The 26,241-nt window shown below is 67.6% G+C and carries 25 protein-coding genes and 1 tRNA gene; 8 read left to right on the top strand and 18 right to left on the bottom strand.

Annotation, left to right across the window (positions count from 1 at the left end; all coding sequences use genetic code 11):
- Nucleotides 1–72: 72 nt before the first annotated feature.
- Together MKL01_RS29525 and MKL01_RS29520 are read left to right on the top strand one after the other, a co-directional pair.
- Nucleotides 73–1,683: an ABC transporter substrate-binding protein gene (locus tag MKL01_RS29525; RefSeq protein ID WP_243908749.1), complete on the top strand. Its 1,611-nt coding sequence runs from the start codon at nucleotides 73–75 to the stop codon at nucleotides 1,681–1,683.
- A gap of 61 nt (nucleotides 1,684–1,744) precedes the next feature.
- Nucleotides 1,745–3,529, top strand: a complete 1,785-nt coding sequence (locus MKL01_RS29520; protein WP_243908748.1) for a gamma-glutamyltransferase family protein — start codon at nucleotides 1,745–1,747, stop codon at nucleotides 3,527–3,529.
- A 364-nt stretch (nucleotides 3,530–3,893) separates the two neighbouring features.
- On the opposite strand, the gene MKL01_RS29515 is transcribed toward MKL01_RS29520, so the two are convergent.
- From MKL01_RS29515 to MKL01_RS29490, 6 genes are all read right to left on the bottom strand, one after another.
- Nucleotides 3,894–5,309, bottom strand: coding sequence for a glycosyltransferase (locus tag MKL01_RS29515; protein WP_243908747.1), 1,416 nt, complete (start codon nucleotides 5,307–5,309; stop codon nucleotides 3,894–3,896).
- Between the two features lie 59 nt (nucleotides 5,310–5,368).
- The gene (locus MKL01_RS29510; protein ID WP_243908746.1) at nucleotides 5,369–5,977 is read right to left on the bottom strand and encodes a TetR/AcrR family transcriptional regulator; all 609 of its coding nucleotides are present in this window, start codon (nucleotides 5,975–5,977) and stop codon (nucleotides 5,369–5,371) included.
- 39 nt (nucleotides 5,978–6,016) lie between these two features.
- Nucleotides 6,017–6,136 (bottom strand): DndE family protein, encoded by a 120-nt coding sequence (locus MKL01_RS29505; RefSeq protein ID WP_243908745.1) that lies wholly within the window; start codon nucleotides 6,134–6,136, stop codon nucleotides 6,017–6,019.
- Nucleotides 6,137–6,527: 391 nt separating this feature from the next.
- Nucleotides 6,528–8,168: an SDR family oxidoreductase gene (locus tag MKL01_RS29500; RefSeq protein ID WP_243908744.1), complete on the bottom strand. Its 1,641-nt coding sequence runs from the start codon at nucleotides 8,166–8,168 to the stop codon at nucleotides 6,528–6,530.
- The gene (locus MKL01_RS29495; RefSeq protein ID WP_243908743.1) at nucleotides 8,165–8,827 is read right to left on the bottom strand and encodes a DUF4166 domain-containing protein; all 663 of its coding nucleotides are present in this window, start codon (nucleotides 8,825–8,827) and stop codon (nucleotides 8,165–8,167) included. The genes MKL01_RS29500 and MKL01_RS29495 overlap by 4 nt, the downstream gene beginning before the upstream one ends.
- Nucleotides 8,828–8,940: 113 nt before the next feature.
- Entirely contained in the window at nucleotides 8,941–9,498 is a 558-nt protein-coding gene (locus MKL01_RS29490; RefSeq protein ID WP_243908742.1) for a GbsR/MarR family transcriptional regulator, read from the bottom strand.
- Between the two features lie 362 nt (nucleotides 9,499–9,860).
- On the opposite strand from MKL01_RS29490, the gene MKL01_RS29485 reads away from it, so the two are divergent.
- Nucleotides 9,861–10,826 (top strand): dienelactone hydrolase family protein, encoded by a 966-nt coding sequence (locus MKL01_RS29485; RefSeq protein WP_243908741.1) that lies wholly within the window; start codon nucleotides 9,861–9,863, stop codon nucleotides 10,824–10,826.
- A gap of 187 nt (nucleotides 10,827–11,013) precedes the next feature.
- Here MKL01_RS29485 and MKL01_RS29480 read toward each other — a convergent pair whose 3' ends face one another.
- From MKL01_RS29480 to leuC, 4 genes are all read right to left on the bottom strand, one after another.
- Entirely contained in the window at nucleotides 11,014–11,868 is an 855-nt protein-coding gene (locus MKL01_RS29480) for a hypothetical protein (RefSeq protein ID WP_243908740.1), read from the bottom strand.
- An 89-nt stretch (nucleotides 11,869–11,957) separates the two neighbouring features.
- Entirely contained in the window at nucleotides 11,958–13,586 is a 1,629-nt protein-coding gene (locus tag MKL01_RS36035; RefSeq protein ID WP_243908739.1) for a site-specific integrase, read from the bottom strand.
- Between the two features lie 61 nt (nucleotides 13,587–13,647).
- Nucleotides 13,648–13,732: transfer RNA gene (locus MKL01_RS29470), tRNA-Leu, on the bottom strand.
- 67 nt (nucleotides 13,733–13,799) lie between these two features.
- Nucleotides 13,800–15,212 carry a 3-isopropylmalate dehydratase large subunit gene (gene leuC / locus MKL01_RS29465; RefSeq protein WP_243908738.1) on the bottom strand — a complete coding sequence of 471 codons (1,413 nt, stop codon included), beginning with the start codon at nucleotides 15,210–15,212 and terminating at the stop codon, nucleotides 13,800–13,802.
- A gap of 261 nt (nucleotides 15,213–15,473) precedes the next feature.
- Between leuC and MKL01_RS29460 the strand changes: the two genes are divergently transcribed.
- Complete coding sequence (locus MKL01_RS29460) at nucleotides 15,474–16,445, top strand: 2-hydroxyacid dehydrogenase (RefSeq protein ID WP_243908737.1); 972 nt, start codon at nucleotides 15,474–15,476, stop codon at nucleotides 16,443–16,445.
- Complete coding sequence (locus tag MKL01_RS29455) at nucleotides 16,442–17,317, top strand: AprI/Inh family metalloprotease inhibitor (RefSeq protein WP_243908736.1); 876 nt, start codon at nucleotides 16,442–16,444, stop codon at nucleotides 17,315–17,317. Before MKL01_RS29460 ends, MKL01_RS29455 begins: the two co-directional genes overlap by 4 nt.
- A 4-nt stretch (nucleotides 17,318–17,321) precedes the next feature.
- On the opposite strand, the gene MKL01_RS29450 is transcribed toward MKL01_RS29455, so the two are convergent.
- From MKL01_RS29450 to MKL01_RS29435, 4 genes are all read right to left on the bottom strand, one after another.
- On the bottom strand, nucleotides 17,322–17,936 hold the full coding sequence (locus MKL01_RS29450; RefSeq protein WP_243908735.1) for a cytochrome b: 615 nt from the start codon (nucleotides 17,934–17,936) through the stop codon (nucleotides 17,322–17,324).
- Between the two features lie 67 nt (nucleotides 17,937–18,003).
- The gene (locus MKL01_RS29445; RefSeq protein WP_243908734.1) at nucleotides 18,004–18,588 is read right to left on the bottom strand and encodes an NAD(P)H-dependent oxidoreductase; all 585 of its coding nucleotides are present in this window, start codon (nucleotides 18,586–18,588) and stop codon (nucleotides 18,004–18,006) included.
- A gap of 163 nt (nucleotides 18,589–18,751) precedes the next feature.
- Entirely contained in the window at nucleotides 18,752–19,411 is a 660-nt protein-coding gene (locus tag MKL01_RS29440) for a class I SAM-dependent methyltransferase (RefSeq protein ID WP_243908733.1), read from the bottom strand.
- Between the two features lie 2 nt (nucleotides 19,412–19,413).
- Nucleotides 19,414–20,577, bottom strand: a complete 1,164-nt coding sequence (locus MKL01_RS29435; RefSeq protein ID WP_243908732.1) for a glycosyltransferase family 4 protein — start codon at nucleotides 20,575–20,577, stop codon at nucleotides 19,414–19,416.
- Between the two features lie 136 nt (nucleotides 20,578–20,713).
- Here MKL01_RS29435 and MKL01_RS29430 point away from each other — a divergent pair, with 136 nt between their 5' ends.
- Nucleotides 20,714–21,985, top strand: coding sequence for a DNA topoisomerase IB (locus MKL01_RS29430; RefSeq protein WP_243908731.1), 1,272 nt, complete (start codon nucleotides 20,714–20,716; stop codon nucleotides 21,983–21,985).
- A 38-nt stretch (nucleotides 21,986–22,023) separates the two neighbouring features.
- On the opposite strand, the gene MKL01_RS29425 is transcribed toward MKL01_RS29430, so the two are convergent.
- Nucleotides 22,024–22,716, bottom strand: a complete 693-nt coding sequence (locus MKL01_RS29425) for a LuxR C-terminal-related transcriptional regulator (protein WP_243908730.1) — start codon at nucleotides 22,714–22,716, stop codon at nucleotides 22,024–22,026.
- Between the two features lie 213 nt (nucleotides 22,717–22,929).
- Entirely contained in the window at nucleotides 22,930–23,826 is an 897-nt protein-coding gene (locus MKL01_RS29420) for a GGDEF domain-containing protein (RefSeq protein ID WP_243908729.1), read from the bottom strand.
- 73 nt (nucleotides 23,827–23,899) lie between these two features.
- Here MKL01_RS29420 and MKL01_RS29415 point away from each other — a divergent pair, with 73 nt between their 5' ends.
- Nucleotides 23,900–24,256 carry a hypothetical protein gene (locus tag MKL01_RS29415; protein ID WP_243908728.1) on the top strand — a complete coding sequence of 119 codons (357 nt, stop codon included), beginning with the start codon at nucleotides 23,900–23,902 and terminating at the stop codon, nucleotides 24,254–24,256.
- Here the strand turns inward: MKL01_RS29415 and MKL01_RS29410 are convergent.
- Nucleotides 24,228–24,632 (bottom strand): hypothetical protein, encoded by a 405-nt coding sequence (locus tag MKL01_RS29410; RefSeq protein ID WP_243908727.1) that lies wholly within the window; start codon nucleotides 24,630–24,632, stop codon nucleotides 24,228–24,230. The two genes, MKL01_RS29415 and MKL01_RS29410, sit on opposite strands and share 29 nt — an antisense overlap.
- Nucleotides 24,633–24,765: 133 nt before the next feature.
- The gene (locus tag MKL01_RS29405; RefSeq protein ID WP_243908726.1) at nucleotides 24,766–25,008 is read right to left on the bottom strand and encodes a hypothetical protein; all 243 of its coding nucleotides are present in this window, start codon (nucleotides 25,006–25,008) and stop codon (nucleotides 24,766–24,768) included.
- Nucleotides 25,009–25,243: 235 nt separating this feature from the next.
- Between MKL01_RS29405 and ruvB the strand changes: the two genes are divergently transcribed.
- Nucleotides 25,244–26,241, top strand: a 998-nt coding sequence (gene ruvB, locus MKL01_RS29400; protein WP_243908725.1) for a Holliday junction branch migration DNA helicase RuvB, incomplete at its 3' end; no start/stop codon positions are given.

Below are 26,241 nucleotides of genomic sequence, written 5' to 3'. Positions count from 1 at the left end.
TCATAGTGATCGGGTCGAGATTTGGCTTGGCTGGTCTAGGTCGCAACCGCGCTTTGGAGCTGCGTTCCCGAAATGGATAGCGTTTTCCCGACCCGCCGAACGCTGATGGCTGGAGGCGCGGCGCTGGCCGCCTTAGGCGGCAGGGCTCGTGCCGCGAGCCCCGCTGGCAGCCTGACCTACGGCATCTCCATGACCGACCTGCCGCTGACCACCGGGCAGCCGGACCGAGGCGCCGGCGGCTACCAGTTCACCGGCCTGACCCTGTACGACCCGCTGGTGGCCTGGGAGCTCGACGTCGCGGACCGGCCGGGCCGGATGGTCCCCGGACTGGCCACCGCCTGGGAGAGCGATCCGGCGGATCCCAAGGTCTGGACCTTCCACCTGCGCGAGGGCGTCGTGTTCCACGACGGCTCGGCGTTCGATGCCGACGCGGTGATCTGGAACTTCGACAAGGTGCTGAACAAGGAGGCGCCGCATTTCGACCAGCGGCAGGCCGCCCAGGTCCGCCCGCGCCTGCCCGGTGTCGCGGCCTACCGGAAGCTCGATGCCAAAACCGTCCAGGTGACGACCAAGAGCCCGGACAGCCTGTTCCCCTACCAGATGCTGTGGTTCCTGATCTCCTCGCCGGCGCAGTACGAGACGGTCGGCCGCGACTGGGCGAAGTTCGCCTTCGCGCCGTCCGGCACCGGACCGTTCCGGATGGGTCAGCTGGTCCCGCGGGTGCGCCTCGAACTCCTGCCCAACGCCGCCTACTGGAACCCAAAGCGGGTCCCCAAGCTCGCGAAGCTGACGCTCACCTGCGTGCCCGAGGACCTGGCGCGGGTGAACGCGCTCCTGTCGGGCAATGTCGACCTGATCGAGTTGCCGGCCCCCGACGCGGTCCCGCGCCTGAAGGCCGCCGGCATGCGCATCGTCGGCAACGACACGCCGCATGTCTGGAACTACCATCTGTCGATGCTGGAGGGCTCGCCCTGGCGCGACCTGCGCCTGCGTCGGGCCGCCAACCTCGCCGTCGACCGTGCAGGCGTGGTCCAGCTCATGGGCGGCCTCGCCCAGCCGGCTGTTGGTCAGGTGCTACAATCAAGTCTGTGGTTCGGAAAGCCTGGCTTCCAGATCAAGACCGACGTCGATGCGGCACGCAAGCTCGTGCGGGAGGCTGGGTACTCTGTCCAGAACCCCGTGAAGGCCACGATTTTGATCCCAACCGGGGGAACCGGTCAGATGCTGTCCCTGCCGATCAACGAATTCATCCAGCAGAGCTGGGCCGAGATCGGCATCCAGGTCGAGTTCAAGACGGTCGAGCAGGAGGTGTCTTACACCGCGTGGCGGCAAGGCGCAGCGGATCCGAGCCTCAAAGGGATCACGGCAAGTAACGTCGCCTACGTCACCACGGATCCGTTCAACGCGATCCTGCGCTTCTACGATTCGAAGCAGATTGCCCCGAACGGATTGAACTGGAGCCACTACCACAATCCAGAGGTCGACCTCCTCTGCGACAAAGTGAAATCCACGTTCGATACCGACGAGCAGAACCGGCTGCTGGCGCGCATCCACGAGATCGTCGTGGATGATGCCGTGCAGGTCTGGGTGGTGCACGATACCAATCCCCATGCACTCTCGCCACGCGTGAAGGAGTATGTGCAGGCCCAGCACTGGTTCCAGGACCTCTCGACGTTTGCCTGAGGCTGGCGGACCGCGACCTGACAGCCTCAGCCATGGTTTTTTTCGAACGGATGATCTGGCCATGACAGGACTCCAGAGCAGCCGCGCCTTTCGCGCGATGCCGACCGATACCGTCACCTTCCACCCACGCATCTTCGGGCAGCGCGGCGCGGTGGCGGCCGAGCACTACCTTGCCCCGATGGCGGGTATCGAGATCATGAAAGCTGGCGGCACCGCCGTCGATGCAGCTGTGGCCGCATGTCTTGTCGAGGGCGTGGTGAACCCGCAGATGCATACGATTGGCGGCGAGATTCCGATCCTGATTGCCGCGCCCGGGGAGGCGGGGGTGGTCTGCATCAACGGCAACACCGTTGCGCCGGCCGCCGCCACGCCAGAAGCTTTCCTGCAGCGTGGCTTCGACAAGGTTCCGCCAGAGGGACCATTTGCGGCAGGCGTGCCAGGAGCGCCGGGGGCGCTCCTGGAGGCGTTGCGGCGCTATGGTCGCCTCAGCTTCGCCGACGTGAGCGCGCCGGCACGTGACCTCGCGCGCGACGGCTTCCCCGTCCATTCCGGGCTGCTACGCCAGCACAAGTTCGGCATCCTCGACAACGCCGAGCGTTTCCGTCGGGAGTGGGCGGGGTCGGCCGCCGTCTATCTGCCGGAGGGGCTCATCCCGGAGGAGGGAGCCATCATCCGCAACCCAGCGCTGGCCGGCATGTTAGACTTCATGGTCTCGCAGGAACGCTCGACCGGCGGATCGCGTGAGGCCGGCCTGCGCGCGGCGTTCGATACCTTCTACAAGGGCGACATCGCCCGCGAGATCGCGGCGTTCGTGGCGCGGCACGACGGCTTGCTCACCCGTGAGGATCTGGCCAGATTCGAGGTGCCCGTCGAGCAACCCGTTTCGGTCTGCTATGCCGGGATCGACCTTTATAAGTGCGGGCCCTGGACTCAGGGGCCTGCCGTCCTACAGACTCTCTCGATTCTCAAGAACTTCGATTTGAAGGCGCTCGGTCACAACTCCGCGGCCTATGTGCATCTGACCGTCGAGGCTATGAAGCTAGCCTTCGCAGACCGGGAGCAGTTCTACGGCGACCCGCTCCAAGTCGTCGTACCGATAGAGACGCTGCTCTCCGACGCCTACGGTTCGCTGCGCGCGGCCCTCATCGGCGAGAAGGCCGACCGTAGCTTACGGCCGGGTGACGCCTGGGCCGGGGCGGCCATGCTATCGCCCCAGCAGCGGCTCGGGGGCTCGTCGTGGGGGCCCGGAACCGTCCACGTCGATGCCATGGATCAGGCCGGCTACACCGCGGCATTCACGCCGAGCGGGGCGTGGATCAAGAGCGCCGAGGTCATCCCCGCCCTCGGCTTCCCACTGGGTGTGCGCCTGTCGAACTTCCAGGTGCAGCCCGCGCACCATCCCAATGTCGTCGCTCCGTTTAAGCGCCCACGCACGACAATCAGCCCGAGCCTCGCGCTAAGGGACGGCAAACCATGGCTCGCCTTCGGTAGTATGGGTGGCGATCAACAGGACCAATGGCAACTTCAGTTCTTCCTGAACCGGGTCGTTTTCGGTATGCCGTTACAGGCGGCGATTGAGGCGCCGAAGTTCTCCAGCGAACACTTCCCCGCGCTATTCCACCCGCACGACTTTTACCTTAATCGCTTGCGAATCGAGACGAGCGTCGGCCGGGACACCCTGGATGGCTTGGCAAAGTACGGGCACGATCTCGACCTCGCGCCGCCATGGACGGAGGGCTACCTTTGCGGAACCGAGCGGCATCCCGAGACGGGGGTTCTCGAGGCTGGATCCGATCCGCGGGGCAACAAATCGGAGGTGTTCCCCGCCTTCGCCCTCGCTTACTGACCGGACCGATCGCCTGAAAAGTTGCTTTTCCGCTGATGTCAGTCCGAGCAGTGCTGCATTCGGCGTATGCGAGACGGTGCCTGATGGCGGATCTGTTTCGGCCTGCTCCGCAACGTCACGAACTCCGAAGCAGACAGACGCCTTCCGGTCAGGATCAGGCTCAGAGCTTGATTGGTCTACCTTCAGGCGGACCTTCCGGCCTTCTGCAATAGATCATAAGCAGGTGGCGCAGTGGCGTCCGCTTTTCCGGTTACTTGTCCAGAAGCGGATAATCGGCTTTCGGCCAGCATCGGTCACCACCGAACGCCAGCCAGAACGTCTTAGATTGGGTGGAAAGCTGTTGATCCGCTTTCCGGCCTCGAGCTTAAAAAGCGGACGTCTGACTTCCGGAAGATCCCGATGGTTCGGCCGACACTTTCCCTCGCTGGCGCCGTTCGTCGCCAACCGGCTGATCGAAAGCGTCGGCTAGGATACCGGCGGCCTCCGTCCAGCTCCGAGCCGCGACCTGGTCGATGGTGGCCAGGATCTCCCGCTCGGCGTCGATGCCAACAAGATCGGCGGCGATGGCGCGCGCGTTCGCTCTGAATGATGGTTCGAGGAGGAGACGGTCCACGGCGGTCCGGATCGCATTTCGATCTGGCGTGCTCGTGCCCAGGTCTAGGCCCACGCCCGACCACGCGATGCGGGCGCAGACCTCCGACTTGTCCTCGGTTGTCCCGCCCGCCACGACCGGCACGCCGGTCCGCAAGGCCTGGGATAGGGTGCCATAGCCCCCGTTCGTGACCAGCACGTCCGCCTTCGACAGCACGGCGGGCACGTCGAAGAAGGTCGCGATGCGGGCATTTCCTGGTATCGGCCCGCGCACGGAGGCGGTCGGCCTTCCACCGGTGGTGACGACCACCAGGAGGTCCTCGCAATCCGCAAGGGCGGCGAGGGTCGGCTCGACCAGTTGGCTGAAGTCGTCGTTGGCCACCGTGCCCTGGGTAACGAGGACGATCCTGCGGGTCCCGTCCAAGTCGCCCCACCAGTCCGGCTGCTGTGTGCCGGCCGCGCACGCCTCCAGCACGCCCACGAACCGGATGTCGTTCGGCGGCGCGCCAAAGTCGTATTCGAAGCTCGGCGCGGTGGGCTGGAGGTAGGCCTCGGCCAACATCACCCGCGACTGCCAGAGCGAGCACGGCAGGGCCGGCAGCCCCAACCCGGCAAGGAGCGCGTCGGCGTAGGCCCGCACGGGGCCGTTCAGATGAGTCTCGACGTCCTGCGCAATCGTCACGTAGCGGGCGCGGTCGGCCTCGTCCCTGGCCGGTGGCAGCCCAGGCCCGGTCGGCGCACCATCCGGTCGGTCAAGGGGAAGGAACGTCGTCCCGCAGGCGACTATCGGTGGTCTCGACCGCGAGCGGTCGAGGAAGATCGGCGTCGCGCCGAAGAAGAAGGCGTCGGTCACCAGGATGTCCGGCCGCTCTTCGTCCAGGATCTCACGCAGCACCGCAGCCTGCGCCGGCATCACGTCGAGGAAGATGCGCTGGAAGTCGAACAGGATGCGGGGCGGTCCGAGCGGCAGGGCGGCACGTTCGGGAAACCGCTCTTCCAGGCGCGACAGGTCCATGTCGGCCGACGGCGGCAGCGGCACGAACCGGGCGCCCACGCCCCGGACCTTGTCGGCGTGGTGGCTCGCCGTGAGGACGATGACGTCGTCGCCGCGGGCCAGGGCGATGCGCGCGATGGCCAGCATCGGCGTGAGGTGGCCGACCATCGGCATCGCGGTGATGACAAGCTTCATGGCCGGCGCTCCAGGGGGCGGACGAGTTCGAGGTGGTTGGGGGCGCCGGCAGTGAAGGGCTAGGGCCTTCGCTCGGCGAGGACCTTATCGACGAGGCCGGCGATGAGGTCGGCCACGTCATCGGCGTCGCGACCGAAGTCGCGGCGGAACAGCTTCCAGACGTACAGGTCGGTCACGGCCACGAGCTGGTCGATGCGTCGCTCGCGCAGCGCGTCGGACAAGCCATCGAGGTGGTCCGCGAAGGTCTCGGCGATCCAAGTCCGATGGCCGTTCCGGCCGACGTTCAGCATCGCTCCGATGTCGGGATAGCGGTCTTCCTGCGAGAGGAAGCGGACGAGCATATCGCCCGTACTCTCGTAGTCCTTCACCAGCGCCTGGGCGATCTGGGCGGTGGTCGCCTTAGGCGGGACGACGCGGGTGCTCAGGATCCGCGTCTTCGCCGAATGCCACGCAACCGCGACGAGCTTCTCCTTGCCACCAAACATCCGGATTACCGTCTGCCGGGTCGTGCCGGCCGCGGCGGCGACGGCATCCAGCGTGATGTCGTCAAGGTATGTGGTGAGCATGAAGTCGAAGAACACCTCGACGATCCGCTGCTGCAGCCGATCCGTGGCGGCGGCCCTGGCGACCTGGCGGTAAGGACGAGGCGCTGCCTGACGGGCTTCCAATGATCGCTCCACTTCGCTGCGAACGACGTCTTTTGGGGATTACAGGTTCTGGCCGGTAGTCGGTGAGCCGGGATTTTGGTCCGGGCTCGCGTTCGGCAGCCAGTAGCTGCCGAGGAGGATGCTGACGGAGATCACCATTCGACACAGGACGTTAGGCATCGAGAGTTCCCCTCATTTGGCGGCAGGGCCCTTCGGCTCCAGCATTTCAGAGTACGCGCTGTAATCCGAATGACGATGGGTTACACGAAACCATATGAAGCGGTCAAGCCTGCGAACGCCAGAATTCGAAATTTGGTGCGTCCTCGAAAACTGCCGTGGCCAGGCGATATGCTCGAAGCCGCGGACGAGGATCTAGCTTCGGGGAGTCACGCGCCGTCGTAGGTCGGGACGGGCCAAGAATTTACGCAGCTCAAAGTAGCTTCGGCGGACAAGCGTAACGACCGCTCTTGAGGAAGCCTTCATCGGTGCTGAATGCCCGATATGGGTCGTATGCGGAACGTCTGCTTCTTGATCGAAGGCCAAGGTCCGGTTTCTACGCGAAGCAGAGATACTAGCCTGCGCAATCTTTGGTACCTAACCAGCCCTGATAGTGCACCAACAACCCAATCAACGGCAGGGCGATGGAAACGTCGAAGCAAAACAGCCCCGCCTCGTCCCACTCGCGGGCTGAGACGCGGGGCGCAAACGCCAGCGGTAGAAGCAGCCGCGCGACAGACCAGCCGCGCAGTACCATTCGCAAGCCATCGCCCTCGTTCACGAGATCAAACCGAAACCGAAACGGGCCGAACCGCTCCACTACGTAGCCATCCTGCTCGGAGAACTCGCTCGCGAACCGGCGCCCGGAGAACGCGCGCGTCCAGCGTTCCACCCCATGCTGTTCGCTAAAGCCGACATGCAGCACATGCTCGCCCGCGGCCGGCAGTCCGAGAAGCGCAGCAGGGGCTCGCGCAACCGGATGACGACCACGCCTCACGACGGCACGGCCTTGGACACCTGCATCGCCCAGCACGCCGTGTAGGCCCGCCACGCTTGGGGCGAGCTGAGCAAAACAACTACCCATGATGCGCGCGTAGAGCGCATCGCTTTCGACCGACTCCCGCACCTCGTGGCGGATCGAAAGGCCCGCGAAACTCGGCTCGAAGTCGGTGAGATCGAGCGCAGTGCCAGCGTCGCGGGCGCCGGGTGCGGTCGAACCGGACAGGATTCGCTCGGCCAGGATCGCCGCCGGCAGTACTGGGATCTCCGGGCCGTGACCGTCGGCGGCGACGAGGGTCCAACACCGTTCGAGGCGGCGCCCGTCGGCCAAGCCGAACATCCGGACGATCATGCCCGACCGATCCGATCCCCAGCGCGCGGTCAGCCGCTGTGCCAGGAGAAGCCAGCGCGCGAGCCCCTGCAGCGAGGATAGCCAGCCCCAGCGCACCGACCAACTCGCGCACCAGAGCCCGATCGTCTGCAGTGTCAGCTCGGTGCCGGCCCTGAAGCTGACCGCCGGCCGGCCCGGGAGCCGAGCAGGCAGGAGATCGAGATCCGGGACGTCTGCCAGGGCCAGCCAGCGGCGGCCGAGCGAGGAGCCGTCCGCCATGGCAAAGCGCTCACGCCGCAGCTCCTGCCACCCGACGCCCTCCGACCAGCGCTGCCCGCGCCAGAGCCGGATCGGCTTGCCCACGTAGCTCAGGATGGCGGCAGCGACCGACGTCCCGGCAGTCGCGCGGTTCGAGGCGCTGATCGCGATCTCGACGGCGGTCACCGCGTCCATCCCCTGCGCCAAGCGCCGGACGACGGCACCGGACAGGGCAGGGACGCTCGAGGCGCCGGCCAGGATCGTGACGCCGGCTGCGCGCGCGGAGGCGTCAAGCTCGCCGATGCCGGTCACGAACGCTCGGCCGTCCGCGAGATCGAGATAAGGGATGGCCGCGGCGATACAGGCTCGGGGCAGATCATAGCTACTCCCTTGGAAGGGGCCGGCTGCATCGATCACGAGGTCGGGGCGGACGCGTTCCAGCATCGGCGCGACAGCATCGTTGCGGTCGGCTTGGAGGGGACGGCACCGAGGATGGGCCGCGCAGAACGCCTTGGCGCTGGCGAGGCGACGGCCGGCGACGACCACATCGTGACCGGCGGCCGCGAGCCGGCGCGACAGGCGAGCACCGAAGCCACCATACCCGCCGAGCACCAAGATCGTGCTCACGTCGCCCCGTCCTGCACGGCCGGTTCGGCGTCCTGGAAGATCGCTTCCTGCCGGATCAGCCGCCCGAACCACGGGTGCTCGATGTCGAGGATGAAGCGGAAGGCGCCCGCCGTCACGTCCGTCCCGGCACCGGCGTGGGTGACGGTGAGTGCACCGGGTGTGAGCCAGCCCGGCAGGTGCAGGCGGCGCCCGAGGCAGTCGACGAAGTAGCGATGGCTGCGAAACACCAGCGCCCTGTCCACGACCGCGACCGTCAGGGTCATGCCGACGCCGGCACCGACATGCTCCTCCAGACCAGTTGGACCGGCGAAGCGTTTTGCCGAGTGGATCACCTGCGGGAAGCCGGAGGCGCGGGCGTACAGCCGCGTCCAGATCTGGCCGCCGCCATCCGGATCCTCGGTGACGGTGACCACGCCGGCACGGCCGGTCTCACGTTCCAGAGGCAGCGGGCTGCCGACGAGGCGCGTCGCCTGCGCGACGAGCCAGCCGAGGCGGCTGACGTGCATCCCGACGATGTGGCCGACATAGACCGCGCTCGCCCCCTGCGGGAGCCGCTTTCCGAAGCGGTGGCGCACGGCCGGCGACAGGCTCGCCCAGTCGCGTTCCGGGATCAGCGCCCTGAAGCGCAGGTCCAGGAGGTCGCCCGCTACGTCTAGCAATGGCGCAGGGCGGCGTTCGCGGGATGGCCCCGCATCGGCTCGACGGACGCTTTCCCTCGCGGTCACCTGGGCCTCCCGATCGACACGGCGCTCCGGACACGATCTTCAGATCGTCATTCAGTCTTGACAGGCAGGAACTTCACGATTCGGCCGCCCAGCCGGATCAGCTTGGCCAGGGTGCCGCGGGGCACGTTGAGCATCTGGCCGTACCAGCGCTCCATCGTCTCGGTGAAATCGAGCATCGCGCGCAGGCGCCGCTTGGCGACCGCCCCGAGCGCCGGGTCGGAGTCCGCCTCGGCGACGCAGGCGCGCAGGGCCGCGATGGCGGGGTCGATCTCGCGCTCCTTGCGGCCGGCGGCGATGCGCGTGACCATCTCCCAGAGGTCGGTCTCGGCGACGAAGTGATCGCGGCGCTCGCCCATCACCGGGACACGGCGGATCAGGTTCCAGCCGAGCAGTTCCCGAAGCGAGGTCGAGACGTTCGAGCGTGCGATGCCGAGCGTTCCGGCGATGTCCTCGGCGGTGAGGGGGCGCTCGGAGAGGTAGAGTAGCGCGTGTATCTGCGCGACGGATCGGTTGACGCCCCACTGACCGCCCAGGTCGCCCCAGTGCAACACGAAGCGCTCGACCGCGGCAGGAAGAACATTCGCACTGTCTGTAATTTCTGCCATGACAGAAATTACAGTCTGCTTTGAAGGCGCTGTCAAGTGGGATTTATATGCGTTGCCCGGTCGATGAGATCCGGGCTGAGTCGAGACGGTCGGTTATAGCCGCGGTGGCGCTTCGGGCTTCCGACCGGCATCGGCTGGACTCATGGAACGCCGTGCCTCCACGCCGCCCATGGCGATCAACTTCGGTGATGCGGCCGCACTGATACGACGTGAGTCGAGTTCATCATCCGCTCCTCGGCGCCGAGCCGGTCCACGCGCATCGCGTACAACCAAAGGTGCATGGCACGTCTACGCAGCCCCGCCTTGTTGACGCCGACATGGTTCGCGCCAAGCTGGTGAGGAATACGGTTATGGGAGGCTCGATGCGCGTTTCGATCGCCACGCTACTGGCTCTCGCGACCCTGACGCCTGCTGCACAGGCCGGATCGCCACTTCCTGGTCGCATCGAGATCCACGCCGTCAAGAGCCGGACACTCACCGGCGAGGAGTTCCTACGTGCTGACGCGCCTGGGCGCGAAGTCGTCCTCGGTGGCGAACTCCGGCTTCCGGTCGGCGCCCCGCAGAAGGTGCCCGTCGTGATCCTCGTCCACGGCTCAGGCGGGATCAGCGCCGGTCCGGACGCCTGGGCGCGCACCCTCAACGAAGCTGGGGTGGGCGCGTTCATCCTCGACACGTTCACGGGTCGGGGCATCGTAAGCACCATCGAGAATCAGGAGCAGCTTAACTCTTTGGCCATGATGGTCGATGCCTACCGGACACTCGACGTACTCGCAGCGCACCCGCGGGTCAGGGCCGATCGCATTGCGATTATGGGCTTCTCAAAAGGGGCAGTCGCGGCCGTGTACTCGGCCACGGAGCGCTTCCGCACGACCTATGGGGGCACGAACCGCTTCGCCGCCCATATCGGCTTCTACACCCCCTGCAACGTGACCTATCGCGACGACACCAAGGTCGGTCCGGCACCGATCCGCCTGTTCCACGGCATCAGCGACGACTACGTGAGCGTGGTGCCGTGCCGGGACTACGTGGCCCGGCTGAAGGCGGCCGGGGCGGATATCGCGCTGACGGAGTACCCGGATGCGCAGCACAGCTTCGACACGCCGACCAGCCCGCCGCTGGTCGAGATACCGAAAGCGCAGAGCACCCGCAATTGCAGGCTGACGGAGGGCGCCGATGGCACGATCGCCAATGCCGTCACAGGCAAACCCTACAAGCTCGATGCGGATGCTTGCGTGGCGACGGGAGCCCATGTCGGGCACAACCCAACCGCGACGGCTGCGGCACGAAATGCGGTCGTCGAGTTCGTGCGTACGGTGCTGCAACCTTGAGCGGTGATTCGGCACCAACGAACTGCCAGCAAGCACATTTAGAGAGGGCCAGGGGAAGGCCGATATGAAGCTATCAGTTCCTCGACGACGAAGGTCCGCTTTCAGGCTATGAGCCGAGGTCCTGTTTTGGCGCCTTCCAGTAACGGGGCGAGCGTTTGCCGCTTACCCGTCCGCTGTGTCAGCGCAGCTAAGTTTTGCATGCGGCTGCCGCTTCCAAATCCTTTAACTGCCTGTGCAGCCTTGCGATCTCGATTCCAAGGACACCGGTGATCGCATAGCGGCGCTGTGCCTTTCGGGACCCATCCGGCCGGCGCGTCGTAATCGTCACCTCGTGGATCAGCGCCCGCTGGCGCGCCTCGGCCTTCGCTTGACGCGCCTCCGCGATGGCATTCGGCGGGAATGAGCACACACGCTTCGCCACTGCGCTCTGCCGTGCCCAAGCGTGCAGCCCTTCGCCCGGCGTGGTTGCCAGTGCTTGAACCCGGCTCGGCAGCACCTTGGCTGTTTCGAAGTGCTGGATCGCCCGCACGTCTCGGCTGATCAGCTTGCGCGCCGCCAGCTGCTCGGCCGCGGTCTCGCCGCCGTAGGAGACGAACCGCTCGACGATGAGGTGCAGGTCGTGGGTAGTCCGCGAGCGCTTGCGCCCGCTCAGGATCTCAAGCTCGGCCATGATCGCGGCCTGCAATGGGCTCGCGCTGATTCGGATGTAGGTCGCGTAGGCCAGCGCTATGGCCTCAAGGTGCTGCGCGTCCGACGCCTTGCGGATGTTCAAACCGGCGCGCTGCATCCAACCCGCACTGTCGAGCGGCCGCGACCCGGTACCCCTGACCTGATGCAGAAAGCGTTCGGCGTCGGCCGCTACAGCATCGCGGCTGCCAGTCCCAGCGCCGGTTCGACCTGATCTGGCCGGTTCAGTTTCAGGCTTGGCAGTTGGCGGCCCGTCGTGTGCCTTCGGCAGTGTAGAGCGGCGTGGCGGTTGGATTGAAGGTGAGAGTAGGCGAGGTCGGTTAAACCGAAAGATCGGAACGGTATCGCTGAGCATGGTTGTGGATCCTGCCACCGCGAGTTGCTCACTGCATAAATGCGTAAGCCGCCCATTATTAATTGGCTTACGCGTCTTCGGCGGCGGCGTTAAAATAAAGTAGGTATTTTCTCAATTTCGCCTTTCATAACGTCTATTTCAAATTCGCCGTATGAGTCGCCAATTGTTCTTTGACTGTGTCCCATAATGGCAAACTGAGTATCTTGGGGAATTCCGTGGCGACGGCACAGAGTTTTGAATCTATGTCGAAGAGAATGCATCGGGGCAACGCGTACGTCTTCGATGCCAAGCGATCGAACCCAGCGTCCTAAAACCTTAGTGCCGTTACCGCCTCGCTTTCCAAACTTGTCCGGCGACAAACCTGTTAAAAGCACTTCAGTTTTTGTACTACTGACGAAATTGAGGAAGCCGTCATTCAGCAAGACGGAGTGTATGGGGATGGTCCTCTCCGAACTTCTATTTTTTACGGAGCCAGCATCGGCTGTTATGATGATCGACCAAACAGATCCGGTTTGCTTGATATCTGCGGTACGTAGCTGACAAATCTCTGACAGACGTGCTCCAGTGAATGCCAAAATCCATGGGATCCAGCGGCGTATTGGATCGATCTCTGCTCGTGCTGCTCTGAGTAAAGTTTCGGCTTCGGTGTCGTTAAAGCTTCGACGATTTAATCCGTCCCATTGACGAAGTTCAATCGAGATGCTTTTTGGGGGATTGTCTTTGATCAAACCATTTTGCAGCGCATAATTGAAAATAGCCTTGACGGGCGCTAAATTTGCGTCGCGAATTGTTTTGGACGACAAGCCTTTGGCAAGCATTTCTGCCTTCCAGCGGCGAAGGTCATCGACTGTCAATCGCATTGCGTCGCTGTGACCGAGAAAAGCTTCAAGTCTTCCAAATACTCGAGACCATTCATAAATAGTCTTGGATTTTGATTTGCGCTCTGCTTTCCAACCTTCGATCAGTTTGGCAAATGCTACGTGTTGCGACGGTTTTTGTATGACGTTCTGTTCGCCCGAAGGCTGTTGAACCTGATCGCGCTGCGGTTCGCGTGCTGGTCGTTTCGCGTCCCAGAGCTCGGTCTCTCCGCTAGCCAAACGGTCAAGCAAAAAGTTCGCTTGCTTGAGGTTAGCCGCAACAGCTTGGGCCATCGTGCCGATGTTCGAGGCATCAGGTGGGATTGAGTTTTGTAATAGTAGTTGACGAGACTTTTCAAGACACCAAGATTTTAGTTTGCTTCGAACTTTGTTATCGCTCGCGGTTACTATTACACCCTTTCGATCTCGTATCATGATGTCGCCCATAGTCATACTAAAGGCTCGAAATATGCTGCTAGGCCACGCTCGTGGCTGATTAGGATTGTCCCAATAATGGTTCAAATACTCATCGTGCACCGCACGCGCGATCTCGTGCGCTCGGCGCTCCGTCAGCGGCGCAGGTGGCGGTGGTTCAGCGATTTTCGAATCTTCATGATCCGGCGAGGTGACGCCATTTTTGAGCACGGCCCAGCGCGCTTGAAGCTCGGCATACTCAGTAGCGAATCGCTTCTTCGCTATCTTGGGATCCTTAGTCCCCAAGCTTTTTTTAACGACCTCGCTGCTGACAAATTGTCGCAGCTCCGTCGGAACGCGAACCCTAAGGTAGTACGTTGCAGTTCTGGGATTGAGCCAAGGACTGGGCATTACCACCGGCATGTGTGCCCCCGTTGTGTACCACACGGGAAGCCACAAGCTCTTGAAATGCTGATAGTAACTGCGGATCAGCGCTTTAGGCCGCTGATGGTGCCCAGGAAAGGACTCGAACCTTCACCTCTCGCGAGACTGGTACCTGAAACCAGCGCGTCTACCAATTCCGCCACCTGGGCTCGCCGTCGGCCATCGGCCGGCGACGGCTCCGTTTAGGCAACGGAGCCGCGGCCGTCAATCGGGATTTCAGCCGCGCGGCCACTCCCGGATGTCGACGAAGCGCCCGGCCACCGCCGCGGCGGCCGCCATCGCCGGCGACACCAGGTGCGTGCGACCGCGCGGACCCTGCCGACCCTCGAAGTTGCGGTTCGACGTGGAGGCGCAGCGCTCGCCCGGGCGCAGCTTGTCGGGGTTCATGCCCAGGCACATGGAGCAGCCCGGCTCGCGCCAGTCGAAGCCCGCGGCCTTCAGGATCTTATCGAGCCCTTCCGCCTCAGCCTGCGCCTTCACGAGGCCGGAGCCCGGCACGATCATCGCCGAGACGCCCTCGTGCACCTTGCGGTCGCCGACGACCCGGGCGACCTCGCGCAGATCCTCGATGCGACCGTTGGTGCACGAGCCGATGAAGATCCGGTCCAGCGTGATGTCGGTGATCCGCGTTCCGGGCGCGAGGCCCATATAGGCCAGCGCCTTCTCCTTCGACTGGCGCTTGTTCTCGTCGGCGATCTCGGCCGGGTCCGGCACCCGGCCCTGGATCGAGATCACGTCCTCGGGGCTCGTCCCCCAGCTCACCAGCGGGGGCAGGTTGGCGGCGTCGAGTCGCACTTCGCGGTCGAAATGGGCGCCCTCGTCGGTGACGAGGCTCTCCCAATAGCGGCACGCCGCGTCGAAGGCCGCGCCCTTGGGCGCCTTCGGCCGGTCCTTCACGTAGGCGAAGGTGGTCGCGTCGGGGGCGACCAGGCCGGCGCGGGCTCCGCCTTCGATCGACATGTTGCAGATGGTCATCCGGCCCTCCATCGAGAGGGCGCGGATCGCCTCGCCGGCATATTCGAGGACGTGTCCGGTGCCGCCGGCGGTGCCGATCTCACCGATGATCGCCAGGATGATGTCCTTGGCGGTGACGCCCGCCGGCAGGGTGCCGTCCACGGTCACCCGCATGTTCTTGGCCTTGCGCTGCACCAGGGTCTGGGTGGCGAGCACGTGCTCGACCTCCGAGGTGCCGATGCCGTGCGCCAGCGCCCCGAAGGCCCCGTGCGTCGAGGTGTGCGAGTCGCCGCACACGATCGTCTGACCCGGCAGGGTGAAGCCCTGCTCCGGTCCGATGATGTGGACGATGCCCTGGCGCCGGTCGAGGGCATCGTAGAACTCGATGCCGAAGTCCCGGACGTTCTCGGCCAGAGCCTCGAGCTGGATCCGGCTCTCCGGATCGTCGATGCCCTGGCTGCGGTCGGAGGTCTGGACGTTGTGGTCGACCACCGCCAGCGTCTTCTCCGGGTGCCGCACCGTGCGGCCGGCGACGCGCAGCCCCTCGAAGGCCTGCGGGCTCGTCACTTCGTGAACGAGATGGCGGTCGATGTAGAGGAGGCTGGATCCGTCCGGCTGGACATCGACGACGTGGTCGTCCCAGATCTTGTCGTAGAGGGTGCGCGGGCTGGTCATCGGTTTTCGTCTTCGGAGATGGGTCGGTACAGGGCGCTCGCGGTGATGCGTGGTTCTTAGTAGGCATCCCGCGGGGTTTTCGGAAGAGGCGGAGACCGGGCCCGGTCGCACGGCCGCGCGGCGCGTGCGGGCGGATGTCACCCGCGACGGCGGGACCGGCTGGCGCGGCACCCCGCGCTGGCCCTATGCCGGGACCGGGATCCGACCGCCCCGGCGGCGGACCGAACGTGGCCGCCGAACGGCCTGATAGGGGAGTGATTGATGCCTGATGCGGTGGCCGACATCCTGTTTCTGCGGAAGATGCACCCGCTGGTCGAGACAGCTCTGGACGGACGGCACACCGTGCACAGGCTCGCGGGTGCCCCGGATCCGGACGCGATGCTGGCGGAGATCGGGCCGCGGATCCGCGGGCTCTGCGTCGGCGGTCAGGTGGCCATCGACGGCGCGCTGATGGACCGGCTGCCGAAGCTGGAGCTCATCGCCAATTTCGGGGTCGGCTACGACGCCGTCGACGCCGCCGAGGCGCATCGCCGGGGCATCGTCGTCACCAACACCCCGGACGTGCTCACCGACGAGGTCGCCGACCTCGCGATCGGTCTCGTGCTCGCGACCCTCCGGCGCCTGCCTCAGGCCGACCGCTACCTGCGCGAGGGTCACTGGCCCAAGGCCCCCTTCCCGCTCACGGCCTCGCTGCGCGGGCGGCGGGTCGGCATCCTGGGCCTCGGCCGGATCGGGCGGGCGATCGCCCGGCGGCTCGAGAGCTTCGGTGTCGAGATCGAATACCACGGCCGCAGCCGCCAGACGGACGTGTCCTACGCCTATCACGACAGCCTGGTCGGGCTCGCCCGGGCGGTCCACGTCCTGATCGTGGTGGCGCCGGGCGGCGCGGACACGCGCGGCCTGGTCGATCGCGCCGTTCTGGAGGCGCTCGGCCCCGAGGGGATCCTGGTCAACGTCGCCCGCGGCAGCCTCGTGGACGAGGCGGCCCTCACCGCCGCCTTGAAGGACGGCACGATCCTGGGCGCCGGCCTCGACGTGTTCGAGAACGAGCCGCATGTCCCGACCGATCTCGCCGCGCTCGACAACACGGTGCTGCTGCCGCATGTCGGCTCGGCCTCGGAGCATACCCGCGCCGCGATGGCGCAACTCGTCGTCGACAACGTCCTCTCCTGGTTCGAGGGACGGGGCCCGCTGACGCCGGTCGCCGAGACGCCTTGGAGACCGACGGCGTGAGGCCTGTCTGCGTTGCCCTGTTGATCGTCATCGCCATGATTCCGCGTCCGGGGTTGGCGCAGGACGCGCCGGCGGCGATCCCGGATCAGGGACCGCCGGTCTCGGAGGCGCCGGCCGCACCCGCGGCGCCCGCGGCGCCGCCGAGCCTGCCCGAGAAGCTTGCCGATGTGCCCGGAACCTGGGACCTGTCCCGCGACGGCACCAACCGGCGCTGCGTGATGACGCTCGCGTTCGACAACGGCGACGCCGGCCGGAAGCTGCATTTCCCGGCCGGATGCCGGCGCGCCATACCGCTGGTGAGCGGCGTCGCGGGCTGGCTCTTCGTCGACGGCGCCGTGCGCCTGGTCGATCGCAATGTGCGTCCCATCCTGGATTTCACCCGGCGGCCGGACCAGCGCAGCCTCGGCGCCCAGGCGGAGAGCGGCGAGCGCTACAGTCTGGTGCCCCTCGACATCGTGGCCATGCGCCCGGGGGGCGCAGCGGCGGCCGAGACCACAGAGCCCGCACCGACAGCGCCGGTGATCCCGCCACCCGCCCCGCTCCAGACGGCGGCGCCCCTCGCCGCCGAATTCCAGCCCGCGGCCCGGGCCGCCGCCGGACCGGCGCCGGGCGTTTACGCCCTCGACCGCTTCCAGGAGCGCGACACCTGCCGGGTCACCCTGGCGGCCGCCGGCGGCGGCGTCACCATCGTGCCCGGCTGCCGCGACGGCGGCCTGGAGGTCTTCGACCCGGTGCGCTGGCGCTACGCCAACGGCCGCATGACCCTCATGGCCAAGCGCGGCCACAGCATCGACCTCGTTCCGAGCGGCGACGGGCGCTGGCGGCGGGAACCGGAGGTCGGCACCACCTTCGTGCTCCGCCGCGTCGACTGACCGCCTATCGGATCGCGCCGCGGCCGTCCTGGACCGGGAGCATCCGTTCCAGGAGCCCGTCGCGGCGGATCACGAGGTGCCACACGGTTGCGGCGATGTGCAGGAGCACCAGGGCGTAGACGAACCATTGCCCGGCCACGTGGATCGACTCGGCGATCTTCTGCGCGGCTTCGTCCTTCTGCAGGCCCGGGACCGTGAACAGCCAGAAATACGGCGTGTCCCGGCCCGAGAGCGCGCTCAGCAGGTAGCCGCTGACCGGCATGATCAGGAAGATCGCGTAGAGCAGCCAGTGGTTGATGCGGCCGATCAGGGTGAGCAGCCGCGGGGCCTGCGGGTCCGGGGGCGCGGGCCGGATCATCCGCCAGACGATCCGCAGGACGACGATGGCCAGGATCGTCAGGCCCACCGATTTGTGGAGCACGAACAGGGTGCCCTTGGCGGGCGTCGGCGGCAGGCTGATCGCCACCCAGGCCAGCGGCAGGATGGCGAGGGCCAGCGCCGCCGTCAGCCAGTGCAGCGCCTGCGCCACCGGATGGTAGCGGGGCAGGCCGGAGGCCGTCACGTAGGTGGCGGGCTGCGGCGTGATCGGCTTGCCGGTCACGATCGGAGATGCGGACATGGTCCCTCGCGGGTGAGCGTCGTCCGTTCGGGATCTAGGGCCCGCGGCGGTTCGGGGGAGTATCCCGTCAGGCGCTTGCGCGGGCCTCGCTGGTCCGCGTCACGTCGATCAGGGCTGCGAGTTCGGCCGCCGCCGCGCCGATCCGTGCCGCCACCGTCGCGTCGACCACGCGGCCATCCACCAGATCGTCGGACCCTGCGTAGACCGAGGTCGGTGCCACATGGGCGGCGAAGAAGCCGAAGAGCGGCCGCAGGCCGTGCTCGACCACCAGGGCGTGGCGCAGCCCGCCGCCGGTGGCCGTCAGCGCCACCGGCTTGCCGGCCATCCGGGCCGGGTCGACGAAATCGAAGACGTGCTTGAACAGCCCGGCATAGCCGCCCTGGTAGACCGGCGTCCCGACGATTAGGGCATCCGCGCCCTCGATCATCTCGATCAGTTGCGCGGCCGGAGGCGACAGGTCATCGCGCCGCGTCGCACCGAGGCCCGGCCCGAAATCGATCAGGTCGCAGACGGTGAGATCGATTCGGCGCAGGCGGCCGAGTTCGGCGCCGACCGCCTCGACCAGGATGCGGGTGCGCGAGGGCCTCTTGGCACTCCCCGAGAAGGCGACCACGCGGGCGAGCCGCGGCTTGCTGTTCGACTCGATACTCACCGAAAACCTTTCCGCCGCAGGACGCCCCGACACGGGACCGCGCATAAATCCCGCGCGTGGTTCAGACGCGGCTCGGGCCACGGGACGGTAGCGCATTCCCCCTCCGGATGAACACTCGGCGCATCCGCGCGCCGCAGCCGCTTCGATCGATGAGGGCGGATCCTCACGGGCGCAGCCTCCAGACGTGGCTGCGCTTGATCTCGGTATCCTCGAGCGACCGGGAGACCGGGACCGCATAGGTCTCCAGGCATTCGAGCCGATCGCGCGGCAGGTAGGTGCGGCCCGGGTCGCCGATCAGGATCGTGGCGCCCCGGGCCTGCAGGCGCGTCAGCCAGTCGGTGACGGCCCGGGCGAGGTCGCACTCGTAGAAGACGTCGGCGGCCAGGACGAGATCGGCGGCGGGCTCCCCGGCCAGAAGGTCGTCGGACACCGGCTCGATTCGCCCGGCGACGCCGTTGGCGTCGGCGTTCAGGCGGATCGCCGCCACGGCGAACGGGTCGAGGTCGCTCGCGGTCACCTGCAGCGCGCCGGCGCGCGCGGCCGCGATCGCCACCAGGCCGGAACCGGACGCGAAATCCACCACGGACCGGCCGTCCACGACTTCCGGATGGTCGAGGATGTACCGGGCCAGCGCCTGGCCGCCCGCCCAGGCGAAGGCCCAGAACGGCGGCGGCAGCCCGACCTCCTCGAGCTCCTCCTCGGTCTTCTGCCACAGGGCGGTCGCCTCGTCGGCGACGTGGAGGCGGATCTCGGGGGCGTGCGGGACCGGCAGCAGGCGCGTATGGGCGCGGATGAAGGCGGCGGGATCGTCGGGCGCCCGCATGATCAGGCCCCCAGGAGCTCGCGCCACACGGCGCGAACGCCGTCGGTGACGGCGGTCTCGGTGAAGCCCCCGGCCTCGATCCGCGCCCGCGCCGCAGCGCCGAGGGAGGCCAGCAGCGCGGGATCGCCGCTGAGGCGGACCAGGGCATGCGCCAGGGCCGGGGCGTCGTCGGGCGGGACCAGCAGACCCTCGACGCCGTCGCGCACGAGGCTGCGGCAGCCCGGGACGTCGGATGCGACCAGGGCCCGGCCGCACGACGCCGCCTCCAGCAGCGTGCGCGGAAGGCCCTCCCCGCCCCGGGACGGGAGGCAGGCCACGTGATGTGCGGCCCAGACCGCGGACACGTCGGAGGTCGATCCGTGCCACGCGACGCCGTCGCGGCTCCAGCTCCGCAGGGTGGCTTCGGCGATCGCGCGGCGGTTCGACGGGTCGGGCGCGCCGTACAGGGCGAGTTCCACCGGCGCACCCTGCGAACGGGCGAGGCGCACGGCCTCCACGGCGACGTCGATCCCCTTGGACCAGAGCATGCGCGCGACCACGGCCACGCGCAGCGGCGGCATCGCCGGCAGGGGCGCCGGGACGAAGGCAGCGGGATCGACCCCGGCGCCCCCCACCACGGTGACCGACCGGTCCAGCGGATCGAGGCCGAGCGCGCGGGCGTCGTCAGGATTCTCGAACAGGAAGCGCGTGCGGCTCGACGCCAGCGGGCCGCGGACCAGCGCCCCCAGGGCGAAGCGGGCGGCGCGCCCGACCCGGTCGCTGCGGGCGCCGACGAGACCGAGCCCGGTCAGCGCGTAGACCCGGGCCGGGATGCCCGCCATGGCGGCGGCCGTCCCGCCGACCAGGATGCCGCGCAGGGCGATGCAGTGGACGATGTCGGCCCGGAGCGCCTTCAGGACCGCGGCGAGCTGTCCGGCCGCATAGCCGGCGGCCATCGGGTTGAGGCTCGCCCGATCGGCCTCCAGGGGCACGACCTGGGCACCCGTCGCCTCGATGGCGGCGCGGTGCGCCCGAACCCGGGTGACGACCGCCACGGAGAGGCCCATGCCGATCGCCGCCCGCGCCATCGGCAGGAAGTGGGAGGCGAAGAACCAGTCTTCGGTGACGACGAAGACCAGCCGGCGCATCGGCACGGGCAGGCTGTCAGGTGCGGCTTCGGAATCCATCGGATCCCTCTAGCATGCCGGCGTGGATCGTCCTGCGGCGGATGCGCAGGGCCGGAACGGGGCCGCGGGCGGCCGGTTGACCAAGGCCTTCTTGCCGGGACCGGATGCCCGGCGGCGTACACGGGAGGGGCGGTCCATGGCGGGAGTCGAGACGGTCGAAGGCGGCGGGGATCTCCGCGCCGCCGCGGAGGAAGCGGGCCTCGTCTACGTCGATGACGGACGCCCCGGCCTGACGCGCAAACCCAGCGGGACCGGCTTCCGCTACCTCGACCCGAAGGGCGCCCCGGTGCGGGACAAGGCCGTGCTGGCCCGGATCCGGTCGCTGGCCGTGCCGCCGGCCTACACGGACGTCTGGATCTGTCCCCGCCGCAACGGCCACATCCAGGCGACCGGCCGGGATGCCAAGGGCCGCAAGCAGTACCGCTACCATCCGGATTTCCGGCAGGCGCGGGAGGCGAACAAGTTCACCCGGATCATGGCCTTCGCGGACGCGTTGCCGGCCATCCGCCGACGCGTCGATGCCGACATGAAACGCCCGGGGCTCGCCCGCGAGAAGGTGCTGGCCACCGTGGTCCACCTGCTCGAGACGACGCTGATCCGCGTGGGCAACGACGATTACGCCCGCACCAACAAGAGCTACGGGCTCACCACCCTGCGCGACCCGCATGTCCGGGTCGAGGGCGCGGCGCTGACCTTCCGGTTCAAAGGCAAGAGCGGGAAGACCTGGGACGTGTCGCTCAAGGACCGGCGCGTCGCCAGGATCGTAAAGGCCTGCCAGGACCTGCCGGGGCAGGAACTCTTCCAGTATCTGGACGCGGACGGGTCGCAACGCGACGTCACCTCGTCGGATGTCAACGCCTATCTGCGCGAGATCACCGGCGAGGATTTCACCGCCAAGGACTTCAGGACCTGGGCCGGGACGGTGCTGGCGGCCCTGGCGCTGCAGGAATTCGAGAGCTTCGACAGCGAAGCCGGCGCCAAGCGCAACATCCGCGCGGCGATCGAGAGCGTCGCGGGACGCCTCGGCAACACGCCGACGATCTGCCGCAAATGCTACATCCATCCGCAGGTCCTCGACTGCTATCTGGAAGGCGGCCTGCTTCTTCAGGTGAAGGATGCGGTCGAGACCGAGCTGAGCGCAGACCTCTCCCGCCTCCGACCCGAGGAGGCGGCGGTTCTCGGGCTGCTCCAGGCGCGGCTCGCGGCCGCCGAGGACGGGGTCCGAGTCGGGAAGCCCATCAAGGCCGCCGGGACGCGGGGACGCGGTCCCGAGGCGCCGCGGAGACAGGCCTCGGACAAGGCTGCGGCCCGGTCGTCGAAAGCGTCATCCCGATCCGCGTCGCCATCCGCCGCCAAGGGAAAGCGTCAGCGGGCCGCCCGCACCGACAGCGGGGTCGGCGCGGTCTGAGGACGGAGCAGCCCGGATCGGGCTGCCCGGGATCTCGCTCAATGGCGGGACTGGTTGTCACGGCCCGATGTCGACGTGCGGCTGTCGGTCCCACGCCGGATCTGGTCGCCGTTGTCGACCACCGGCGCCAGCCCGAGCTGACGGGCCAGGGAGACCAGATCCTTCAGCCGGCCGGTCTGCGTCTTGCGGCGCAGGTTGAGCCGGTGCGTCTCGACGGTCCGGACGCTCAGCGCGAGACGCCGGGCGACCTCCTTGTTGCTGAAGCCGGAGCTGAGGAAGCGCAGAACCTCGGCCTCGCGCGGCGTCAGTCCGAGACCGTCGGCCGCTTCGGCCGGCAGGGGCGCGGGCTGCGTCGAGGGGGCCAGGCAGTCCGAACCCTCCGCGAGGGCGAGGAGTGCCGCCCCGAGCTCCCGGGACGACCGCGAGCGCGCCACGAAGGCGTCGGCGCCCGCGGCCAGGAGGGCGCGAAGGTCATCCGCCGTCAGCGCTCCGAAGACCACCAGCGTGCGGATCGTCGGCTGGCGCTCCTTCAGGCCGACGATGCGGGCGATCCCGTCGGCCAGCCTGATCTCGTCGAGGAAGATCAGCGCCACCGTGTTGTCGGTGTCGGCCCGGTCGAGATCCGCCTCGCCGATCGTGTGAAGCTCCGGCATATGCTCCAGAGTTGCGCGAACAGTCGCGCTCAGGTCCTGCGGTTCATCCAGGATCAGGACGCCAACGGCCGTACTCATGACCTCGCACCTCGCTCTCCCGGCTTGATACAGCTGACCGGGCTCGAAGGCTAAGTTCCAAGATTCATTCCAGCGAAGGTTGGCGAATATTAAGCATCCGATCAGCCATTTCGCGCCTGCTTTCCGGATACTGCGCGAACCGGTGCGTCGATCCGGGACTGCTGCGAACGGCCGCCTATCACGACCGTGCCGATTCGGGACAGCGCCGCCGTGTCAGCTTGCGACAGCCAGGGTCGCATCGCCCTGGTAGGACACGACGCGGTTGCGGCCGGCAGTCTTCGCCGCATACAGGGCAATGTCCGCCCGCTTGATCAGCGCCTCGATACTGTCTCCATCGATCCAGGTGCTGACGCCGAAGCTGCAGGTGAGGCTGATCACACCGTGGTCGCCGCGGATGCGCAGGGCCTGGCTCGCCGCGCGCAGGCGCTCGGCCCGAACGGCCGCCTCCATAAGGCCGCAGGCCGGCAGCACGACGGCGAATTCCTCGCCGCCCAGGCGCCCGGCGATGCCGACCCCGGCGATCAGCCCGCACACGGCTTTGATCGCCACGTCGCCGACATCGTGCCCGTACGCGTCGTTGATGCGCTTGAAATGATCGATGTCGAGGAGGATCGCCGAAGTCCCGCCCGGGAGACAGTTCTGCTCCGCGGCACTGCGCGCCCGGTTGAAGAACGCCCGCCGGTTGTAGGCACCGGTCAGCGGATCCGTCTCGGCGAGACGGATCAGTTCCGCCTGCATCGTGGTCAGGCGCTCGGCCGCGCGCAGCCGGGCGTTCAGCTCCTCGGCGCTCGGCGGCTTCTCGATGAAGTCGTCCGCGCCGCTGTCGAGCGCTTCGGCCAGGCTGCGGACGTTGCGGGCCGATGACATCATGATGACGTGGAGCGGCCCGCGCTCCTCGGCGAGCAGGCGCGCGGCCCAGCACAGTTCCAGGCCGCAGAGCGGCCGCACCTCGAGGCTGGTGATCAGGACCCGGACCGCGGGGGTCGCGGCCAGGAACTCCAGCGCCCGCTCGGAATCGGTGAACGGATGCACGGCGTGACCCCGCGGCTCGATCAGCGAGGCGATGATCTGGAGCACGACGCGGCTCGAATCGACGATGACGATCTGCATGGCGCGGTCCGGAATCGATATCCCGGCTTTAAGCCAGAAGAATTAACCCAGTCCAAACAGGACGGATGCCAGTATGAGCGCAGCCATTACAACGCCAGATCGGCGCTACATCGTCGTCCGCGGCCGACTGTGGCGGAGCGCGAACCCGGCGTTGCCGCCGGAGCGCCGGGACGATTTGGTCGCCCGCCTGATGGCGGCGCGCCGCGCCGTGCGTGATGCCAAGGCGGCCGAGCGCGAGGGCCGCGTGGATGCGGCCGCCCGGCTGGCCGCAGCCAGGGCCGAGGTGGACGCGGCCAAGACCGCCCTCGGCGAGCGCGGCCCGGTCTGGTGGAGTGACGGCGCGCCCGATCTTAACCGGAAGTTGGCCCGCAATACGCCCTACGCGACATGGTTTGCCGGCCTCAGCGCCGGGGAATCTGCACCGCGATGATCCGCGCCCCGGCGGTCCGGCCCGCCTCCACGGCGCTCTCTCGCAGGCGCCCGCGCGAAGTGCCGGCATTGATGACCGTGAGGGTCGGCTCCGCGGCTGGCGGCGGCGCGATACCGGAAACGGTGGGGATCCCGTAGGTGCCGTAGCTCCAGGGCGCCGGCACGATCTCGCTCGGCCGCGGCACCCGGGTCAGAGGTTCGCCGATATAGTCCCCGCGCACGAACGGGCCGGCGAAACCGTCCCCATCCGCATAGTCCGGACCGTAGGCGACCGGCCGATGGAGGGTCTCTGCGGAGACCCGCCGATGGATGGTTTGCGCGGAAACCGGCGAGGCCAGGGCCAGAACGAGGAGCGTGAGGATCGTCCGGGTCGCCATGGTCACGCCTCCGTTGCGCGTCGGCGCGAGCGAGTCGCGCGGAATGCTGGAGAACGGACCGGAACACCGGCCGTTCCGGCGCTCCAGCCGCGGAGATTGCGTAAGCGCCGGCCTATCTTGAACCGTACCGCGTTCAGCGGCAGGTGGTGATCTGCCGGACAACCCAGCCCTCGCCGGCGATCCACAGACGGCGGCGGGAGCGGCTGCAGCTCGCATCGTCGTCCCGCTGCTCCGCGGCCAGGGCGTGGACCTGCGTCACGGCCTGGGCCTGCGGCTCGGCCTCGGCGACCGCGGTGGCGGCCGGGCCGGGCGCGGCCTGGGCGGCGAGAGCGGACAGGAACAAAGCGGCGGAGGCCGCTGACAGACGGATCATCATGAAGAGGAAGTGCTCTGCGGCCGTGCTTGGCGTTCGCTTCAGAAATGCGCGGACCGCAGGTTCGGTTTCATCCGCCGCGGTGGACGGGCCGCCTTTCCGCTCGGCCGCCGCGCGCGCTTAGATTTCCCGGCTTCGCCGGGTTAAGGAGGATCAGAGCCGGACCGGGCGGCCTTCGAAAGCCGTCGCCGCAGCCCTCGTCGGGGATCGCGGGATCCGGACCGCGAAGCAAGGGTTCATGAGCAAGCCGAAGCCTCCGACCAACGTGCTCCTGACGCCGGAGAAGCGCGCCGAGGATGTGGACCGGACGATCCGTCCGTTGAGCCTGTCGGAGTTCATCGGCCAGCGGGCGGCGCGGTCGAACATGCAGGTGTTCATCGAGGCGGCGCGCAAGACCGAGCAGGCGCTGGACCACGTCCTGTTCGTGGGTCCGCCGGGGCTGGGCAAGACCACGCTGGCGCAGATCGTGGCGCGGGAGCTTGGGGTGAACTTCCGCTCGACCTCGGGTCCGGTGATCGCCAAGGCGGGGGACCTGGCGGCGCAGCTGACCAACCTGGAGGAGCGCGACGTCCTGTTCATCGACGAGATCCACCGGCTCAACCCGGCGGTGGAGGAGATCCTGTACCCGGCGATGGAGGACTACCAGCTCGACCTGATCATCGGGGAGGGCCCGGCGGCGCGCTCGGTCAAGATCGAGCTGCCGCGGTTCACCCTGGTGGGGGCCACGACCCGGGCGGGGCTGCTGACGACGCCGCTGCGCGACCGGTTCGGGATCCCGATCCGGCTGGAGTTCTACGCGATCGACGAGCTGGAGCAGATCGTGGCGCGCGGGGCGCGGGTGCTGGGCCTGGGCCTGTCGGCGGAGGGCGCCAACGAGATCGCCCGGCGGGCGCGGGGCACGCCGCGGATCGCCGGGCGCCTGCTGCGGCGGGTGCGGGACTTCGCGATCGTGGCCGAGGCCGAGACCGTGACGCGGGCGATCGCCGACCGGGCGCTGCAGCTGCTCGACGTGGACGGGGCCGGGCTCGACGTCATGGACCGCAAGTATCTCGGGCTGATCGCGCGCTCGTTCGGGGGCGGCCCGGTCGGGATCGAGACGATCGGCGCGGCCCTGTCGGAGCCGCGCGACGCCATCGAGGACATCATCGAGCCCTACCTGATCCAGCGCGGCTTCGTGCAGCGCACCCCCCGCGGCCGCGTCCTCACCCGGCACGCCTACGACCACCTCGGAATCGC

This window comes from Methylobacterium sp. J-070 (assembly GCF_022829385.1).
Classification (GTDB): domain Bacteria; phylum Pseudomonadota; class Alphaproteobacteria; order Rhizobiales; family Beijerinckiaceae; genus Methylobacterium.
Note: the sequence above shows the minus strand (reverse complement) of the source record. Positions and strands in the feature narration are given on the sequence as shown.